Source organism: Leucobacter aridicollis (assembly GCF_024399335.1).
In the GTDB taxonomy this organism is placed as follows: domain Bacteria; phylum Actinomycetota; class Actinomycetes; order Actinomycetales; family Microbacteriaceae; genus Leucobacter; species Leucobacter aridicollis_A.
In genome coordinates this window covers 2,757,444-2,775,739 of sequence record NZ_CP075339.1, presented here as the reverse complement: position 1 = coordinate 2,775,739, position 18,296 = coordinate 2,757,444, and the positions used below count along the sequence as shown (strand labels likewise).

17 protein-coding genes are annotated in these 18,296 nt (G+C 65.4%); 11 read left to right on the top strand and 6 right to left on the bottom strand.

The genetic code is table 11. The features are described 5' to 3' along the window. Positions 1-100 precede the first annotated feature (100 nt). The 3 genes from lysS (at position 101) to cls (ending at position 3,536) form a co-directional block, all read left to right on the top strand. Complete coding sequence (gene lysS, locus KI794_RS12485) at positions 101-1,648, top strand: lysine--tRNA ligase (RefSeq protein WP_255808282.1); 1,548 nt, start codon at positions 101-103, stop codon at positions 1,646-1,648. Positions 1,649-1,805: 157 nt separating this feature from the next. Then, positions 1,806-1,982, top strand: coding sequence for a hypothetical protein (locus KI794_RS12480; protein ID WP_170219657.1), 177 nt, complete (start codon positions 1,806-1,808; stop codon positions 1,980-1,982). Positions 1,983-2,057: 75 nt separating this feature from the next. After that, positions 2,058-3,536 (top strand): cardiolipin synthase, encoded by a 1,479-nt coding sequence (gene cls, locus KI794_RS12475; protein WP_119284801.1) that lies wholly within the window; start codon positions 2,058-2,060, stop codon positions 3,534-3,536. Here cls and KI794_RS12470 read toward each other — a convergent pair. Beyond that, the gene (locus KI794_RS12470) at positions 3,522-4,106 is read right to left on the bottom strand and encodes a histidine phosphatase family protein (protein WP_255808281.1); all 585 of its coding nucleotides are present in this window, start codon (positions 4,104-4,106) and stop codon (positions 3,522-3,524) included. The two genes, cls and KI794_RS12470, sit on opposite strands and share 15 nt — an antisense overlap. Positions 4,107-4,238: 132 nt before the next feature. On the opposite strand from KI794_RS12470, the gene KI794_RS12465 reads away from it, so the two are divergent. The 5 genes from KI794_RS12465 to KI794_RS12445 are packed head-to-tail and all read left to right on the top strand — an operon-like array spanning position 4,239 to position 10,148. Next, a complete protein-coding gene (locus tag KI794_RS12465; RefSeq protein ID WP_255808280.1) occupies positions 4,239-5,846 on the top strand; it encodes a carboxyl transferase domain-containing protein in 1,608 nt (535 codons plus the stop codon). Next, positions 5,846-7,966 (top strand): ATP-binding protein, encoded by a 2,121-nt coding sequence (locus tag KI794_RS12460; RefSeq protein WP_255808279.1) that lies wholly within the window; start codon positions 5,846-5,848, stop codon positions 7,964-7,966. The genes KI794_RS12465 and KI794_RS12460 overlap by 1 nt, the downstream gene beginning before the upstream one ends. Continuing rightward, the gene (locus KI794_RS12455) at positions 7,963-8,502 is read left to right on the top strand and encodes a MaoC family dehydratase (RefSeq protein ID WP_119284797.1); all 540 of its coding nucleotides are present in this window, start codon (positions 7,963-7,965) and stop codon (positions 8,500-8,502) included. The genes KI794_RS12460 and KI794_RS12455 overlap by 4 nt, the downstream gene beginning before the upstream one ends. Further along, positions 8,499-9,338 (top strand): HpcH/HpaI aldolase/citrate lyase family protein, encoded by an 840-nt coding sequence (locus KI794_RS12450; protein ID WP_255808278.1) that lies wholly within the window; start codon positions 8,499-8,501, stop codon positions 9,336-9,338. The genes KI794_RS12455 and KI794_RS12450 overlap by 4 nt, the downstream gene beginning before the upstream one ends. Before the next feature lie 9 nt (positions 9,339-9,347). Then, on the top strand, positions 9,348-10,148 hold the full coding sequence (locus KI794_RS12445; protein WP_119284795.1) for an NUDIX hydrolase: 801 nt from the start codon (positions 9,348-9,350) through the stop codon (positions 10,146-10,148). A gap of 47 nt (positions 10,149-10,195) precedes the next feature. Here KI794_RS12445 and KI794_RS12440 read toward each other — a convergent pair whose 3' ends face one another. From KI794_RS12440 to KI794_RS12430, 3 genes are all read right to left on the bottom strand, one after another. Continuing rightward, on the bottom strand, positions 10,196-10,786 hold the full coding sequence (locus KI794_RS12440) for a TetR/AcrR family transcriptional regulator (protein ID WP_119284794.1): 591 nt from the start codon (positions 10,784-10,786) through the stop codon (positions 10,196-10,198). A 106-nt stretch (positions 10,787-10,892) separates the two neighbouring features. Continuing rightward, positions 10,893-11,123 (bottom strand): helix-turn-helix domain-containing protein, encoded by a 231-nt coding sequence (locus KI794_RS12435; protein ID WP_119284793.1) that lies wholly within the window; start codon positions 11,121-11,123, stop codon positions 10,893-10,895. After that, positions 11,120-11,740 carry a DUF2975 domain-containing protein gene (locus KI794_RS12430; protein WP_255808276.1) on the bottom strand — a complete coding sequence of 207 codons (621 nt, stop codon included), beginning with the start codon at positions 11,738-11,740 and terminating at the stop codon, positions 11,120-11,122. The genes KI794_RS12435 and KI794_RS12430 overlap by 4 nt, the downstream gene beginning before the upstream one ends. Before the next feature lie 256 nt (positions 11,741-11,996). Between KI794_RS12430 and KI794_RS12425 the strand changes: the two genes are divergently transcribed. Next, positions 11,997-14,522, top strand: a complete 2,526-nt coding sequence (locus tag KI794_RS12425) for an ATP-dependent Clp protease ATP-binding subunit (protein WP_119284792.1) — start codon at positions 11,997-11,999, stop codon at positions 14,520-14,522. A 196-nt stretch (positions 14,523-14,718) separates the two neighbouring features. Here the strand turns inward: KI794_RS12425 and KI794_RS12420 are convergent, their stop codons facing one another. Both KI794_RS12420 and KI794_RS12415 read right to left on the bottom strand, forming a co-directional pair. After that, positions 14,719-15,282 carry a methylated-DNA--[protein]-cysteine S-methyltransferase gene (locus tag KI794_RS12420; RefSeq protein ID WP_255808275.1) on the bottom strand — a complete coding sequence of 188 codons (564 nt, stop codon included), beginning with the start codon at positions 15,280-15,282 and terminating at the stop codon, positions 14,719-14,721. Further along, positions 15,279-16,919, bottom strand: a complete 1,641-nt coding sequence (locus KI794_RS12415; RefSeq protein ID WP_255808274.1) for a DNA-3-methyladenine glycosylase 2 family protein — start codon at positions 16,917-16,919, stop codon at positions 15,279-15,281. Before KI794_RS12415 ends, KI794_RS12420 begins: the two co-directional genes overlap by 4 nt. Positions 16,920-17,005: 86 nt before the next feature. Between KI794_RS12415 and KI794_RS12410 the strand changes: the two genes are divergently transcribed. Then, the gene (locus KI794_RS12410; protein WP_255808273.1) at positions 17,006-17,530 is read left to right on the top strand and encodes an amino-acid N-acetyltransferase; all 525 of its coding nucleotides are present in this window, start codon (positions 17,006-17,008) and stop codon (positions 17,528-17,530) included. Between the two features lie 26 nt (positions 17,531-17,556). Then, a complete protein-coding gene (locus KI794_RS12405; protein WP_255808272.1) occupies positions 17,557-18,219 on the top strand; it encodes a hypothetical protein in 663 nt (220 codons plus the stop codon). The last annotated feature ends 77 nt before the right edge of the window (positions 18,220-18,296 follow it).

The window sequence follows — 18,296 nt, the reverse complement described above, 5'->3', positions numbered from 1 at the left end:
ACCCATCAAGTATCGCCCATCCGTTCGCCCGAAATGTGGGAACACTCTGCGCCTCGCGTAGGATGGATGTCTACGTCTACACTACGGAGGAACCCGCCAAATGAGCGAGCAGACTGCGCCGAACCCCGCCACTGAAGAAGTTCAGAGCGAAGAGGAAATCTTCGAGCAGAAGCGCATCCGTCTCGAGAAGCGGGAGCGGCTGAACGCCGCGGGTGACCTCGCAGGCGGCGCGTACCCGGTTGCCGTGCCTGTGACCACCACGATCCCGGCCGTTCGGGCTACGTGGGGGCACCTGGAAGAGAACCCCGACTCGGCGTCGGGCGAGATCGTCGGGATCGCTGGTCGTATCGTCTTCCAGCGCAACACTGGCAAGCTCTGCTTTGCTTCGATCCAGGCAGGCGACGGCACTCGCATCCAGGCCATGCTGTCGCTCGCCGAGGTTGGTGAGGAATCGCTCGCCGAATACAAGGAGCTCACCGACCTCGGTGACCACCTCTTCGTGAAGGGGGAGGTCGTCTCGAGCCGCCGCGGCGAACTCTCGGTGATGGTCACCGAGTGGCAGGTCGCCGCGAAGGCCATCGCGCCACTTCCGAACCTGCACGCCGAGCTCAACGAGGAAACGCGGGTGCGCCAGCGCTACCTCGACCTCATCGCCCGCGAGCAGGCACGTGTCAACGTGATCACCCGCGCGCGCACAATGGCGAGCCTCCGCGACACGTTCGCGAAGCGCGGCTTCATTGAGGTCGAGACGCCGATGCTCCAGACGATGCACGGTGGAGCTTCGGCACGTCCATTCGTGACGCACTCAAACGCGTTCGACATGGAACTCTACTTGCGCATCGCGCCTGAGCTGTTCTTGAAGCGCGCAGCGGTTGGCGGGCTTGAGCGTGTCTTCGAGATCAACCGCAACTTCCGCAATGAGGGCGCCGATTCGACCCACAGCCCCGAGTTCGCCATGCTTGAGTCGTACCAGGCATACACCGACTACAACGGTATCGCCGACCTCACGCAAGAGCTCGTGCAGAATGCGGCGCTCGCTGCAAACGTCGGCTCCGAGCGTGAGGGCACTCACGTCGTGAAGTGGGCCGACGGTACGCTCTTCGATCTCGGGGGCGAGTGGAATCGCATCTCGATGTACGACTCCCTCTCGGAGGCCGCAGGCAAGCAGATCACGCCCGAGACGACTGTCGCTGAGCTGCAGGCCCTCGCGGACGCCGAAGGCGTCGAGGTGCCACTCGCGAACCACGGCAAGCTTGTCGAAGAGCTGTGGGAGCACTTCGTGATTGACTCCCTCACGGCCCCGACGTTCGTCATGGACTTCCCGGTCGAGACGAGCCCGCTCACCCGCCACCACCGTTCGATCCCGGGCGTCGTCGAGAAGTGGGACCTCTACATTCGAGGCTTCGAGCTCGCGACAGGGTACTCCGAGCTCATCGACCCAGTGGTGCAGCGCGAGCGCTTCGTGCAGCAGGCCGCCGAGGGTGCGCGTGGCGATGTCGAGGCGATGAAGGTTGACGAGGAGTTCCTCCGCGCGCTCGAGCACGCTATGCCTCCGACCGGCGGCATGGGCATGGGCATGGATCGTCTGCTGATGGCGCTCACAGGCCTGGGAATCCGCGAGACGATCCTCTTCCCGCTCGTCAAGTAGCGGCCGCGGAGCACGGCACCGAAGGGCCCCGCCCGCGCGGGGCCCTTCGTATGCCCGGCCTGCGCTTTCCTGTGCGCGGCCGCGGTGTCGGATTGGCAGGGAACAATCGTGTCGCGCCCAGGTAATCCCAGGGGCGCTGGGGGTAAAGTTGGCAATTATGGATAACTGGTGGATGAATGCAGTCTGGTCGCTCACGCCGACCGTGCTCATCGGGCTCTTCTTCTGGATGGTTATGAGGCTCATTCTCCGGGCCGATCGCACCGAGCGACGCATCTACCGCGAGATCGAGAACGAGGAACGCCAGAAGGCTGGTCTCCCGGCCCGCGAGGAGTAGCTCCCGCTTTTTCGCTACAGTTAATGCAAGCGCGAGGCTTCGCGCAATCATTGCATTCTCAGGGAAAGGGCCGATATGGAGTTCTTTTCCGGCTGGAACTGGGCCTACATTGGCGCCGTCGTCGCCCTGATTATCGACAACGCGATCCGCATCACCGCGCTGTTTGTCGTGCCGCGCAACAGGCGTCCAACCTCAGGCATGGCCTGGTTGCTCGCGATCTTCCTGCTTCCTGTGCCTGGCCTGATCGTCTTTCTCATCATCGGCTCGAACCGGCTCCCCAAGCATCGCGAAGCGAAGCAAGACGCAATCAACGAGCTCGTTTCAAGCCTCGCGGAGCGCGAGAACCAGGGCCTGATCTCCGATATCGACGCGATGTCGCCCGGGCTCGAGAGTGCCGTCAGGCTCGGCCAGACCCTCGGTGCGCAGCCGATGCTGCGCGGCAACCTCGCGACCATGACGATTGACTACGAACTGTCGTTCCATCAGATCGCTGCCGCAATCGACAGGGCAACAGAGTACGTGCACGTGCAGTTCTACATTCTCGTGCATGACGAGACGACTGACGTTGTCTTTGAGGCGATGCGAAACGCAGTCGGGCGCGGCGTGAAGGTTCGCGTGATGCTCGACCATATCTCGGCTGTACGTAACCCGGGCCGCCGACGAACCGCGCAGAGTCTCGAAGACATGGGGGCGGAGTGGACATACATGCTCCCTGTGCGCCCGTGGCGTGGCGAGTACCAGCGCCCAGACCTTCGCAACCACCGCAAGCTCGTTGTCGTTGATGGCAAGGTCGGGTTCACGGGCTCACAGAACCTTGTCGACTCGAGCTACAACAAGCGCGGCAATATTCGACGGGGCCTGCACTGGCGAGACATCATGGTTCGGGTCGAGGGGCCGATCGTGCTCGGCCTCGAGGCAGTATTCCAGGCCGATTGGTACCTCGAGACTGACACGTACCTCGAGCAGCTCGATATTGATTCGTTCGAGACTGAGTTTCCGGGCGACCTCGACTGCCAGATCGTACCGAGCGGCCCCGGCTACGCGGCAGAGAACAACCTGCAGGTCTTCGTGTCGCTGCTCTACACCGCGCGCCGCCGGATCAGCATCACGAGCCCCTATTTCGTGCCTGACGGCTCGATCATGAACGCGCTTCGGGCCGCGACCGCCAGAGGGGTTGAGGTCGAGCTTTTCGTCTCAGAGATCGGCGACCAGGCGCTTGTGTATCACGCGCAGCGCTCGTACTACGAGGAGCTTTTGAACGCCGGGGTGCGTATCTGGATGTACCGCCCGCCCTTCATTCTGCACTCGAAGCACTTCACGATCGACGACGACGTTGCGGTGGTGGGATCCTCGAACATGGACCCGCGTTCGTTCGGTCTGAACATGGAGATCTCGATGGTCGTACGCGGGGCGAGTTTCGTGCGTGACCTCGACGAGGTCACCGACTACTATCGGGCGAACTCGCGGGAGCTGCTTCCCGCCGAATGGGCGAAGCAACCCGTTCGGTCGCAGTTGCTCGACGGCCTCGCCCGACTGACCTCAGCCCTGCAGTAGCGGCTTCGCTGCGGCCGCTTCCAGTGGCGTCGCTGCGTAGCCTGTCGCCTCGCGCCGGAGCAGCCAGATTTCGCCGTTCAGGATCCGCGGCACGTCGACGCCAGTGAGCCGCTGGATGCCGGCGCGCAGCATTGCCCCGTGCGCAACAACAATGCCGCCGGGCGAGGTGTCGTAGAGGCTGGCGATCGCTGTCGCGGAGCGCTCGGCGACGTCCCTGAGCGGCTCCGCGCCTGGGATGCCGCTGAGGCCTGGCCAGCGTGCCTCAATGTCAGGAACTGAGAGTCCCTCGGCTTCGCCGAAATCGCGCTCCCACAGCCCAGCGTTGATCGCGGGGGAGCCGAGGCCAAGGGCGGCCCCAATGATGTCTGCGGTCTCGATTGCGCGGCCGAGGGGAGAGGCGTGCACTGACGTCCAGGTGTGTGCCGCGAGGGCCGCGGCCGCGGCGCGAGCCTGCGCCCTGCCAGTGTCGTTCAGCGGCACCTCTGTGCGGCCCTGAATGCGCCTGGCCCGGTTCCACTCAGTCTCGCCGTGGCGGACGAGGGCGAGCACGGGCGTATCGGTGGCAGTCATACCTCAACGGTAGTCGGTGGCGCAGGCGCCCGTCCTGAGAAGCGTGCCGCTAGACAATTCAGTTAGTGACCGCTAACCTAATTGCGAACGGGTGCACGGACGCACCCGACCGTGAACCGGAAGGGGACGTCGATGGAGACTCTCGCGAGCCAGGCGAGACCTGCAAGTGCCGAGTACCGCGCGAACGAGGACGCACACAGGGCGGCAGTGAATGCGCTGCGCGAGCGCCTCGCTGAGATCGCGCTCGGCGGCAGCGAGGCGTCGCGCGAACGCCACGTCGGGCGTGGCAAGTTGCTCCCGCGAGATCGAGTCGAGCGCCTCGTCGATAGGGGGAGCCCGCTGCTCGAAGTCGGAGCCCTGGCTGCCGACGGTGTCTACGACGACGACATCCCGGCCGCAGGGCTCATCACCGCTGTCGGCGAAATCCACGGCCGCAAGGTCATGATCATCGCGAATGATCCGACAGTGAAGGGCGGCACCTACATGCCGCTCACGGTGAAGAAACACCTTCGTGCGCAGGAGATCGCGGCCGAGAACGAGCTGCCGTGCGTGAGCCTCGTCGACTCGGGCGGCGCCTTCCTGCCGCTGCAGGACGACGTCTTTCCAGACCGCGAGCACTTCGGCCGCATCTTCTACAACCAGGCCCGCATGTCGGCGCGCGGCATTGCGCAGATCGCCGCCGTGATGGGGTCGAGCACCGCCGGCGGCGCCTACGTTCCCGCGATGAGCGACGAGGTCGTCATCGTGCGTGAGCAGGGCACCATCTTCCTTGGTGGCCCGCCGCTCGTGAAAGCCGCGACGGGTGAGGTCGTGAGCGCAGAGGAACTCGGCGGTGGCGTCACGCACACCCGCGACTCAGGGGTCGCAGATCACCCCGCGGAGAACGACGAGCACGCGCTCGAGATCGTGCGCGACATCATTGCGCAGCTACCGGCCCCCCCGCCGCGCGCCTGGGATGTCACCGAGCCGGAGGAGCCGGCGGTCGACCCGAGCCAGCTCTACGGCGTCGTGCCGCCCGAGCCGCAGTCGCCCTACGATGCGCGTGAGATCATCGCGCGAATCGTCGACGGTAGCCGCTTCCATGAGTTCAAGCGCGACTTCGGCTCGACGCTCGTCACTGGTTTCGCCCGCATCGAGGGGCACCCAGTCGGCATCATCGCGAACAATGGCGTGCTGTTCGCCGAGTCGGCCCAGAAGGGCGCGCACTTCGTGCAACTGTGCGACACCCGCAAGATCCCGCTCGTGTTCCTCCAGAATCTCTCGGGCTTCATGGTCGGCCGTGAATATGAGCGCGGCGGCATCGCGAAGCACGGCGCGAAGATGGTGACAGCCGTTGCCTGCGCCCGCGTGCCGAAGCTCACTGTCATCGTCGGCGGATCCTTCGGGGCGGGCAACTATGCAATGAGCGGCCGCGCCTACTCCCCGCGCTTTCTCTGGATGTGGCCGACGTCGCGTATCGGCGTGATGGGCGGCCCGCAGGCTGCATCCGTGCTCGCGACAGTGAAGCGGGATCAGATTGAGGCAAAGGGCGGCACGTGGAGCGCAGAAGAGGAAGCCGAGTTTTCGCGCCCAACCCTTGAACGCTTCGCCGAGCAAAGCGACGCACGCTACGCGAGCGCCAGGCTGTGGGACGACGGGATCATCGATCCACTCGACACTCGCGCGGTGCTTGGCCTCGCGCTCGATACAGTTTCGCGGGCGCCGCTCGCGGATCAGGGCTACGGAATCTTTCGGATGTGATGGCGATGTTCTCTTCAGTACTTATTGCAAACCGCGGCGAGATCGCCTGCCGGATTATCAAAACCCTGCGCGAGCTCGGCGTCCGCTCGGTCGCCGTATACAGCGAGGTCGACGCGGAAGCGCCGCACGTGCGGCTCGCGGACGAGGCAGTCGCGCTTGACGGCTCAGAGGCGGGGAGTGCTGGCGGCTACCTCAGCGTCACGCAGATCGTCGCCGCCGCGAAGGCCACGGGGGCCGAGGCGATCCACCCGGGCTACGGCTTCCTCTCGGAGCAGCCTGCACTCGCACTCGCGTGCGCCGAAGCAGGGATCGTGTTCGTTGGACCCTCGGTCGAAGCCCTCGAAGTGATGGGCGACAAGATTCGCGCCCGCGAACGGGTCTCGAAGCGTGGCGTCCCTGTCGTACCCGGCGTTTCGGAGCCCGGGCTTTCAAACGATGAGCTCCTCTCGCGCTCTGCCGAGCTCGCTTTCCCAGTGCTCGTGAAGCCTGCCGCTGGTGGCGGCGGCAAAGGCATGCACGCAGTCGCGAAGCCCGAGGACCTCGCCGATGCGCTCGCGACTGCGCGGCGGGAAGCGAAGGCATCCTTCGGCGACGACACGCTCTTTCTTGAGCGACTCATCACGCGCCCTCGCCACATCGAGGTGCAGGTCGTCGCAGACAGCCACGGTACTGTGATCCACCTCGGCGAGCGCGAGTGCTCGCTGCAGCGCCGCCACCAGAAAGTCATCGAGGAGGCGCCAGCGCCGAACCTCAGCGACGAGTTGCGCGCCAAGCTCGCGGAGGCGGCTGTCGAGACTGCCCGTAGCATCGACTACCGCGGCGCTGGCACCGTCGAGTTCATCGTGTCGGCAGACGACCCGAACGACTTCGCATTCATGGAGATGAACACGCGACTGCAGGTCGAGCACCCAGTCACTGAGGAGGTCACTGGCGTCGATCTCGTCGCAGCGCAGCTGCGCGTCGCCGCTGGCGAGCCGCTCGGCATCGAACAGGCAGACGTGCGCCTCGACGGACACTCAATCGAGGCGCGCATTTACGCTGAGGACCCGCGCTCAGGCTTCCTGCCGACGGGCGGCGTGCTCGAGGCAGTCTCGCTGCCGCAGGGCGAGGGCATTCGAGTCGATGCGGCCCTGACCGAGGGATCAAAGATCACGTCTGACTACGATCCGATGCTCGCGAAAGTCATCACCTGGGCACCTGACAGGGACGGCGCGATCCGGCTGTTGCGCGGCGCACTCACAGACACCGTGACCCTCGGCGTCGACACAAACGTCGAGTTCCTGCGGCTGCTGCTCGACAATGCCGACGTCCGCGCTGGCTTGCTCGACACCGCGCTCATCGAGCGGGTCACACCCGAGCTCGCGTTCCGTGACCCAGACGATACTGTGTTCGCCGCGGCTGCCCTCGTGCTCTACTCGCGTGAAGCCGCAGCCTCGACACCCAGAGCCGCTGGGCTCGGCTGGCGCGTCGGCGAACACGCGGCGGCGCGCTTCCGCCTGCGAGTCGCAGGTCAGACTGAGACTGTGCGCACCGTGCACGTCGCGGGTGAGCCAGGCGTTGCGCGCGTGCGCGTCGAGGGGGGCGAGTGGCGCGCTGCGGGAGTCCGCGTAGCCGAGCGGGCAGACAGCACCCAGCGTCCGAGCGGAACCGCACAGGTCAGGATCGATGGGCGGACCGAGCACATCCACTTCGTCTTCGACCCCCGCGCCGTGAGCGCAAAACCAGGGGCGATTGATGGGGCGCTGCGACTTGCGAGCGGCGGTGCCGCCTGGAGATTCGAGGACGTCGTGCTCGAGCGCGTGACCCGCTCTGACGCTGCAGCCCCCGAACTCCTGTCGCCGATGCCTGGCGCAGTCGTCGCGGTGCACGCCGAGGACGGCGCAGCGGTGGCTGCTGGCCAACCGGTGCTCAGCGTTGAAGCGATGAAGATGGAGCACGTCCTTCGCGCTCCAGTCGCAGGCACGCTCGTGCTCCGCGTCGCCGCGGGGCAGCAGGTTGGCGCGAATGAGGTGCTCGCCGAGGTCACTCCTGACGCAGACGCCGCCGGGGCGGAGACGAGTGAACTAGGATCGGCGGAAGACACGCCGAGCGAGGCAGCCAAGGAGGGCGTAGCACGATGACGGGACGCATTTTTGAACAACGTGGTCGATACTTCGAAGAGTTCGAGGAGGGCGACGTCTACGTGCACGCGCCAGCCCGCACAGTCACCGAGGCCGACAACGTGCTCTTCACCACACTCACGATGAACCCGCAGTCGCTGCACCTCGACGCCGAATGGTCTGCGTCGACAGAGTTCGGTGAGCGGCTCGTCAACAGCATGTTTACCCTGTCAACAATGGTTGGCCTGTCGGTCGCGCAGCTCACACAGGGCACCATCGTCGCGAACCTCGGCATGACTGACATCCGTTTCCCGTCGCCGATGCGCGCTGGCGACACGATGACCGCCGAGACCCGCATCCTTGGCAAGCGCCTCTCGAAATCGCGACCGGGCCAGGGAGTCGTCGAGTTCGAGCACACTGCGCGCGACCAGCGAGGCAACGTCGTGGCAGTCGCCAAACGATCCACTCTCATGCGCTGCCGCCCGGAGGGAACTGCAAGCGTCGACGCGACTGGCTCCGCCGAGTCCTCGGCACATCGTACTGAGGGGGACGCGTGATTACAGGCCCTGCACTGCTGTTCTGCCCAGGGGATCGCCCAGACCGATACGCGAAGGCGTTCGAACGAGCCGACAGCGTCATCATCGACCTTGAAGACGCAGTCGCCCCTGGTGACAAGGAGACCGCGCGAGCTGCGCTTGTGGCGACGCCACTCGATCCTGAACGGGTCATCGTGCGCGTGAACCCACGGACCTCCGAATTCTTTGCAGCCGACCTCGCCGCCCTTGCGCAGACGGCGTACCGTGCGGTCATGCTCCCCAAAGCCGAGCAGTCGAGCGACCTTGACGGGCTCGAGGGGTACGAGGTGATCGCCCTCTGTGAGACCCCAATCGGCATTCGCGACGTCGACGCGCTCGCCGTAGACCCGCGGGTGGCGGCGCTCACCTGGGGTGCTGAAGACCTCGTTGCCGGGATCGGGGGCTTCAAGAGCCGCACGCCAGACGGTCAGCTCGGGCAGCTCGCACAGTACTCCCGTTCGCGCGTGTTAATCGCGGCGTCGGCCGCGGGTAAGCCCGCCTACGACACAGTGCATACAGATCTTGCGAATGATGAGGGGCTTCGCTCGGAAGCCTCTGAGGCGGCTGCCTCCGGGTTTCGCGGCGCGATGTGCCTCCACCCGCGCCAGGTTCCGATTCTGCGCGAGGCCTACTCGCCAGACGCGACGGCGATCGCGTGGGCGACAGGGGTGCTCGACGCCGCGGCCTCCGCGGCGAGCGGTGTCTTTGCATACAATGGCCAAATGATCGACGAACCGCTCATGCGCCAGGCGCGCCGCATTGCAGAAGTCGCGGCATCTGCTCGTCGCCCCGACGCCGGGGGAGTCCCGGAGGGCTGAGGCTGACGCATGGTGTTCGAAGCGGGCGGGCAAGGAGCGGCTGAACAGTCGCCCTCGCCGGTTGTGCCGCGACGGTCGGCGTCGCTCCTTCTCGTGCGTGATGACCCGCTGAGAGTGCTCATGCTCAGGCGGGGGAGCACGAGGGGTGCGTTTCCATCGGCGCTGGTGTTTCCCGGGGGCGTGCTCGAAGCGGCTGACGGCGCTACTGCGGTCGCCCACGGACACGCCCACGACGACGAGTCGGCCGCGTTGCGGGCGACGGCGATCCGTGAGACCTGGGAAGAAGTTGGCGTGTTGCTTGCCCGCGACCCAAACGGCCGACTGCTGACAGCGCCGCAGGTCCCCACCCCCATTGCGGCGGGTGCCGCGGGGCTCGGCGGCGTGCTCGGGGCAACCGCGGCTCGGCTCGCCCTTGACGAGGTCGTACCGTTTGGGCGGTGGATTACCCCGCTCGGCGGCAAGCGCCGGTTCGACACCGATTTCTTCATTGCCCGTGCCCCCGAGGGGCAGGAGCCGACCGCTGATGGGGTTGAGGCTGTCGCGCTGCGCTGGGTCGAACCAGCAGAGGTGCCCTCGTTGACGAGCGAGATGCTGTTATTGCCGACGCGCATGAACCTCAGGCGGCTCGGCTCATTTCGCTCTGTCGCCGAAGCCGTTGACGCGGCACCCGGTTTGCCCCGCGTTGCGGTCATGCCGACCGTGGGGTTTGACGGAGCGGGCAATCCTGTCGTGCGAATCCCCGCAGATGCGGGCTACGGCATTACCGAGTTTCACCCGAAAGACCCAGGGCACTTCCAATTCGAACGATAGGAACTCAGGTACTGGTCCGGCTCCACCCCGACGCAGACCCAGGAAGGCTAGGGAGAATCGGCAGTGAAGAGCGCGCTGAGCGCGAGGTCGGCCAAGATGTCTCGCACCCTGGACGGTGATGCGAGCGAGCCGCTGTACGGGGTCGAATTGAGCAGGCCGAAGACGGCGTGCAGCCTGACCGTGAGATCCGCCCTGCTCGCGTCCGGCATGAGACGTTCGGTGATCTGCACCCATCCGTTCACGTAACGGCGCTGGAGGCTGCGCACTCGGCGGCGGGGCTCTTCCGGGAGGTTCACGAGTTCGCGCTCCTGCGCGAGGATCACGTCTCGCTCGTTCGTCGCAAAATCGAGGTGGAAGCGAACGAGTCTGCGCAGGGTTTCCTCGTCACCGAGCTTCTCCGCGATGATCGCCTCGTAGCCTGCGAGGAGCCGCTCACTCGCGCCGACGAGCAGCTGCGTGAGAATGTCTTCCTTGCTCGAGAAATGCCTGTAGAGCGCTGGGCCGCTGACTCCGACAGCTGAGCCGAGCAGATCGATCGAGACGCCGCTGAAACCCCGTTCGGCGATGAGGGCCGCCGCCGCCTCGAGGTAGCGCTCGCGACGCTCTGCCTTGGCGGCCTCCCTCGGTGAACTTGCCATGGCCTCATCGTATCCCAGGGTCACGACTTCCGCAGGATGCCGCGACTCGTCGGTTATCGCACGGTAACCTTGCCGGGTGCCGGGAGGTATGTGATGAGCCTGGTTCTTACTCAGTGACGACGAGCAGGTCTCCTACCTCGCACTCGAGGGCGCGACAGATCGCGGTGAGCGTCGTGAATCGAATCGCCTTTGCTCGATCGTTCTTGAGTACCGAGAGGTTCACGATGCTCACGCCGACGCGATCAGCGAGCTCGGTGAGCGTCATGCCGCGCTCCGTAAGGAGCTCGTCGAGTCTGCAGTGGATTGAGTGCCCGTCTTCGGGCTCGGCCGGGGTCATACGAGCCCCTCTGTTTCGCGCTGGAGGCGAGCGCCGACAGCGAAGGCTGTCGCAACGACGGCGACTGTGAAGGCAGTGAGGAGATAGACGAGAGGGTCGGCTGCGAACACTGTCGTCGCGAGGTTCTCGCCGGCGGCGGACCTGACGGCTTCGTTTGCAAGCATCGTGCTGGCGAGATTCGCGAGTGAGTAACCGATCAGGCCGGTGATGCCTGCGGTGACGACGAGCGCCGTGTTGCGCCGCGAGAAGATGCTCCCGCGAAGGATCGAGGCTGCGAGCGCGAGGAGGCACGCCGTCACAACGATCGTTGTCACCGCGGCGAGGATTGGGCCGGCGACGCCCGGGATGAGTGCAGGGGTGGGGAGCGTGTCAACCCGGATCGTGCCGCTCGCTTCGGTGAGTGCGAGCATCTTGCCGGTTCCCACCTCTACTGAGACGGTTGCCTCCGGGGGGAGTGCCACGAACACCTCGTGCGGGCCCTGGCTGAGTACCGCCATGACTCGCGCGACAGCCTGGACGGCGGTGAACACAACTATTGCCGCGCCCGCGACGACGAATGCCCAAATCGCGACTCTGTCGCCCCGCGATACCTCTGGGGTGTGGTGTGTCTGTTGCACAAGCGGCCTCCGCTGTCGGGCCGAGCCTCGCGATGAGGCCCGGCGATCCTTATCGATAATCGTTGTTATCGCTAATCGATAACATACGTGAATCCGCGGCGCGGCGTCAAGCCTGCCGCCAGCGAAGGTGTGCTCCGGGAACGCGCAATCGGGCGCCGTAACGCCTCTGGCGAACACGGCCCCACAAAGCCCCCGGTGCGCGTAGCCTTTAACCATCGGCGGTTCCATACCCCGTGGACCGTCAAGGAGGGTATAGATGTTTGAGAGATTCACTGACCGCGCTCGCCGCGTGATCGTGCTCGCCCAGGAAGAGGCGAAGCTGCTCAACCACAACTACATTGGTACTGAGCACATCCTGCTCGGCCTCATTCACGAGGGCGAGGGTGTCGCGGCGAAAGCTCTCGAGCAGCTCGACATCTCACTTGACGCTGTGCGCGCGCAGGTCACCGAGATTATTGGAACGGGTCAGCAGCCGCCGTCGGGTCATATTCCGTTCACACCGCGTGCGAAGAAGATGCTTGAGCTGAGCCTGCGCGAGTCGCTGCAGCTTGGCCACAACTACATCGGCACAGAGCACATTCTGCTCGGCCTCATTCGCGAGGGCGAGGGTGTCGCAGCCCAGGTGCTCGTGAAGCTCGGCGCCGACCTGAACCGCGTGCGCCAGGCAGTCATCCAGCTTCTCTCCGGCTACCAGGCCGGCAAGGAGAACGCGACTGTCGGCGCTCCCGAGGCGGGCGACGCCCCCAAGGGCTCGCAGGTGCTCGACCAGTTCGGCCGCAACCTCACGCAGGCCGCCCGCGAGGGCAAGCTCGACCCCGTTATCGGGCGCGAGAAAGAGGTCGAGCGGGTCATGCAGATCCTCTCGCGCCGCTCCAAGAACAACCCCGTGCTCATCGGTGAACCGGGCGTCGGTAAGACCGCCGTCGTCGAGGGCCTTGCGCAGGCAATTGTTAAGGGCGAGGTCCCTGAGACGCTGAAGGACAAGCAGGTCTACGTGCTCGACCTGTCGTCGATGATCGCCGGTAGCCGCTACCGTGGCGACTTCGAGGAGCGCCTGAAGAAGGTCACCAAGGAGATCCGCAACCGCGGCGACATCATCATCTTCATCGACGAGATCCACACGCTCGTCGGCGCCGGTGCTGCCGAGGGCGCGATTGACGCGGCGAACATTCTGAAGCCGATGCTCTCGCGCGGCGAGCTGCAGACGATCGGTGCGACAACGCTTGACGAGTTCCGCAAGCACTTCGAGAAGGACGCAGCGCTTGAGCGGCGTTTCCAGTCGATCATGGTGAACGAGCCGTCGCTGCCGCACACGATCAACATTCTGAAGGGCCTGCGCGACCGCTACGAGGCGCACCACAAGGTCTCGATCACTGACGGTGCGATCGTCGCCGCCGTGAATCTCGCGGACAGGTACGTGCAGGATCGCTTCCTGCCCGACAAGGCAATCGACCTGATCGACGAAGCTGGCGCTCGCCTGCGCCTCTCGATCCTGTCGAGCCCGCCCGAGCTTCGCGAATTCGACGAGAAGATCGCCGTTGTCCGCGCCGACAAGGAGCAGGCAATTGAGGCGCAGGACTTCGAGAAGGCGGCGAACAAGCGCGACGAAGAGAAGAAGCTCATCGCTGAACGCCTCCGCCTTGAGAAGCAGTGGCGCGCAGGCGATGTCGCGACGAACGCCGAGGTTGATGAGGGACTCATCGCCGAGGTGCTCGCACAGGCGACAGGCATTCCCGTCTTCAAGCTCACCGAGGAAGAGACCTCGCGTCTGCGCTTCATGGAAGATGCCCTGCACCAGCGGGTCATCGGCCAGAACGAGGCGATCTCGGCACTCGCGAAGACGATCCGCCGCCAGCGTGCAGGGCTCAAGGATCCGAAGCGCCCCTCGGGCTCGTTCATCTTCGCAGGCCCCACGGGCGTCGGTAAGACCGAGCTCGCCAAGGCACTCGCCGAGTTCCTGTTCGACGACGAGGACGCGCTCATCTCGCTCGACATGTCCGAGTACGGCGAGAAGCACACGGTCTCACGCCTGTTCGGTGCCCCTCCCGGGTTCGTCGGGTTCGAAGAGGGCGGCCAGCTCACCGAGAAGGTGCGCCGCAAGCCGTTCTCGGTCGTGCTCTTCGACGAGATCGAGAAGGCACACCCCGACATCTTCAACTCGCTGCTGCAGGTGCTTGAAGAGGGGCGTCTCACCGACGGCCAGGGCCGCGTTGTCGACTTCAAGAACACAGTCATCATCATGACGACGAACCTCGGATCGACAGCGATTGCTGGCGGCCCGGTCGGCTTCCAGCTCGAGGGCGACTCTCAGGTCGGGTACGAGACGATGAAGGGCAAGGTGAACGAGGAGCTTAAGAAGCACTTCAAGCCCGAGTTCCTGAACCGTGTCGACGACACGATCGTGTTCCCGCAGCTCTCGAAGCCCGAGCTGCTGCAGATCGTCGACCTGTTTGTGAAGCAGCTGAAGGACCGGCTGCTCGACCGCGACATGTACATCGAGATCACCACGCCTGCGCGCGAGCGACTCGCAGAGATCGGATACGACCCGACGCTCGGCGCTCGCCCGCTGCGCCGCGCGATGCAGCGGGAGATCGAGGATCAGCTCTCAGAGAAGATCCTCGGGGCCGAGCTGCTCGCTGGTGACACAGTGATGGTTGACGTCAAGGAGGGCAAGTTCACCTTCGACACGAAGCGTGACCAGCAGAAGTCGCACGGCGAGGCTTCGGCTTCGGCAGCGGCTGCCGCAGCCTCGACGGGGCTCACGCCCGGTCAGGCCGAGTAGCCCGAGTTCGTCCACACCCAAGAGGGGGTCCGGCATTCAGCCGGGCCCCCTCTTGCATTGCTGGGGTCGTATCCGACGTATCCGCCGTATGCCTGGGATCTGTAGAGGGTATGCCGCTCTTACTCGGGACAGGGCTTTCTGCTGCAGATCCCATACGATGCATTCGAGTGTCGAGCGCCCTTGCGCACCGGGCCAGCTAGGCGATGGCGCCCTCATGGTCGAGAAGCCGCTGCTTTATCGCCGAGCCGAACAGGTACTTGCCGACACCGCCATCGGCGCGCACGATGCGATGACACGGAACGATGACCGCGACAAGATTCGTGGCGCAGCCAGACGCCGCGGCCCTGATTGCAGCGGGTCTGCCCGCAAGCGCGGCGAGCTTCGTGTAGGTCACCGCATCGCCTGCTTGTACCTTTCGCAGTGCCCGCCACACCTCCCCGCGGAAGGGGGTCTCACGCTGTGAGACGGTGATCGCATCGAGCGCCGTGAGGTCGCCGTCGGCGTATGCCCGAAGCGCGTCTGGCACGGCGCCAGCTGTCTCGGGCAGTTGGGCAAGCCCCCGCGCAGCGAGGCCTGGATCGCTTGCGATGAGTCGGTCCCAGAGCGGGTCAGCGGCGACGTCTGGGTGGGGCTCGTCTCGCGTCTGATCGGGGACCGCCAGGAACCCGGCAGCGCACACCGCGTCATCTTCTGGGCGCCACACCGCAAGAAACGGACTGCCGACAATGTCGACGATTGTGTATGACAGGGGAGTGCTCATTGCTCTTCCTTCTGAGAGTGTGGGGGTGCGGGTGCAGTTGCGCCTGGTGTTGCGCTGGCGAGGAAATCCGCCCACAGAAACTGGGTGGCGTATCCGCGGAACGGGCGCCACGCGTCAGCGGCACGCTCGGCCTCCTTCGCCCCGGCGACGCCGAGTGCCCGGCGTAAGATCAGGTCGCCCGACGGGTACGCGTCAGGGTCACCGAGGGCGCGCATCGCGATCAGCTCGACGGTCCACGGTCCGATGCCCCGCAGCGCGATGAGTTCGGCTCGTGCCCGCTCGCGGTCTGCGCCGGGGGTGATGTCGAGGCCTTCCTCGAGCGCGAGAGCGAGGCCCTGCAGCGTCGCAGCGCGGGCATGTGTGATTCGGAGCGTCGATTGCAGCGCCTCGGGGGATTCACCGGCGATCCGAGATACGTCGACACGGCCCGAAAAGCCCCGTTCGGCGCGTCTGTTCGGCTCGGCGTACTCGGCGACCAGGCGGCCCTGCAGTGTGCGGGCAGCTGCAAGCGAAACCTGCTGCCCGAGCACAGTCGCGAGCGCGAACTCGTGTGGGTCGCGTGCGCCTGGCAGGCGGAGCCCCGGGCGGGCTGCGACGAGTGGACCGAGGACGGGGTCGGCGGAGAACGCCTCCGCGAGCTGCGCCGGGTCTGCGTCGAGGTCGAGCATGCGCCTGACGATCTGGATCGCAGGCATAGTGTCTGCGAGGCTCGGGAGGGCGAGCACGACTGGGATGCCGAGCATGCCTGGTCGTTGGTTGGCGACCTCGGGAACGTCGGACCACGAGATTGTCGCGTGGGCCGTGCCGCCAGGCACGTCGATCGCGTGCGAGGTCTGCGCGGGCGCCCCTGTGCCTGTGTCAGTCCCAATGAAATCCCTGCCTGGGATCGCGTGCGCGGCGAGGAACGACCGAGTCGCGCGTCCATCGAATGGTGCTCGCGTCTGGAGCCTGAGCGTCACCCTTGGACACTCCTTCGACTCGGGACCCGGAGGTGAGTGCTGCCCAGGGGAAGCAGCGCCGTCTGGTTTCGCGATGCCCTGCCCGGGGGCACTCTGCCCGGTGCGGCGGGTGATCGCCGAGGGCGGCATGCCGAACTCCTCGCGCATCGTATCGCCGAACTGCCGCACGCTTCCGAACCCGGCCGCGAACGCGACGTCGGTGAGTGACAGGTCTGTCTGTTCGATGAGGATCCGTGCGGCGTGTGCACGCCGAGTCCGCGCGAGCTGGAGGGGGGTTGCTCCGATCTCGTCAAGCAGCATACGGCGGAGGTGGCGCTCGCTCACCGCCAGCGACTGCGCGAGGCCTGAGACGCCGCCAGCGTCGACGGCGCCGTCTCGGATACCGCGCACCGCACGTGCGACGAGGTCACTTCGGTGATCCCAGTCTCGACTGCCTGGGAGAGCGTCAGGGCGGCATCGCTTGCACGCGCGAAACCCGGCAGCAACGCAGGCAGCGGCACTCGGAAAGAATCTGCAGTTCTCTGGCTTGGGTTTGCGTGCGGGGCACGACGGACGGCAGTAGATACCTGTGCTCGTCACTCCAAGGTAGAACCTGCCGTCCCAGCGCCGATCGCGGCCTGACGCGGCGCGATAGCAGGCGTCGAAGCTAAGGGGCAGAGCTGCGAGTTGAGTGGACACGGATTCATTCTGCCGGGAGCGGCCGAGATGGGCACGCGGAAAACGGACACGACGGTGGGAGTCTGTGTGCGGACTAGACTTTGTGCATGAGTGTCAGCGACATTAGCGCCATCCGTGTTCGGCCCGCGACGACCCACGACGTCGTGGGGATCGTGAACCTTATGGAACCGCTTGTCGCGAGGCGAATCTTGCTCGGCAAGGACCTTGTTGAGCTCTACGGTGCAGTGCCAGGTTTCATGGTCGCGGAGGACGCCGACGGCAACGTCATCGGGTACGGTGCGCTTCACGTGATGTGGGAGCATCTCGGGGAGGTTCGCACTCTCGGCGTTTCCGAGGAGTATCTCGGTAAGGGCGTTGGCCGGGCCGTGCTCCTCGCGCTCGAAGAGCGCGCGCGTGGGCTCGGGCTGCAGCAGCTGTTCTGTTTGACGTTTGAGACTGAGTTCTTTGGGCGCAATGGGTTCGAGGAAGTCGGTGAGGATACCGAGCTCGTCGCCGCCGAGGTCTATGCCGAGCTGCTCCGGTCGCATGACGAGGGCATTGCCGAGTTTCTTGATCTTGCCCGAGTGAAGCCGAACACGCTTGGCAACACCCGCATGTTGAAGCGCCTGTAGTCAGGGGTCGGGGGTACGCTGAGGCCATGGCCAGGCGACCAGTTCAAGATCCGTCGGAGCAGCACGGAGCGCGGTCGGCCCTGCGTGACCCGGTGGGACCGGAGGATCGAAGCGTCTACGTCAAGCGCAGACTCATCGTCTTGCTCGGCCTTGTCGCAGTCATTGTCGCGATCGTGTTGATCGTGGTGCGACCCGGGGCTGCGGCACCAGACGATGCACAGGATGTCAAGATTCCGTCTGATGTCGCTGAGACCCCGAAGGCTGACACCGCGAAGGCCGGTGAGCCAGTCGCGTGCGCGAAGGCGGCGCTCGAGGTGACGCCGGTGACAGATCTGGGCTCGTACGGCGAGGGCGAGTTTCCTCAGTTGTCGCTCACTGTGAAGAACACTGGCAAGGACTCCTGCATCGCCGACCTCGGCACAGCGGGCATGAGCTTCACCGTGTCGAGCGGCAGCGACGACGTGTGGCGTTCGACTGACTGCCAGACGAATGCTGAGTCGCTTCCCGTGGTGCTGAAGGCCGGGGAGACCTTGGAGAGTGAGCCTGTCTCGTGGGACCGCACGAGGTCGAGCACTGAGACTTGCGAGATCACTCGTGATCCTGTCGTTGCGGGTGGCGCCTCGTATCACCTGAGCGCCGGTGCTGGTGGGGCTGAGAGCGAGGAGACGGCTCAGTTTCTGCTGTACTGACGACCTGCATGCCCCGGACAGAGGCGAGGCGCCCATGCTTCACTGGGTTTCGATAGCAGCGCCCGCGTAGACTTGCG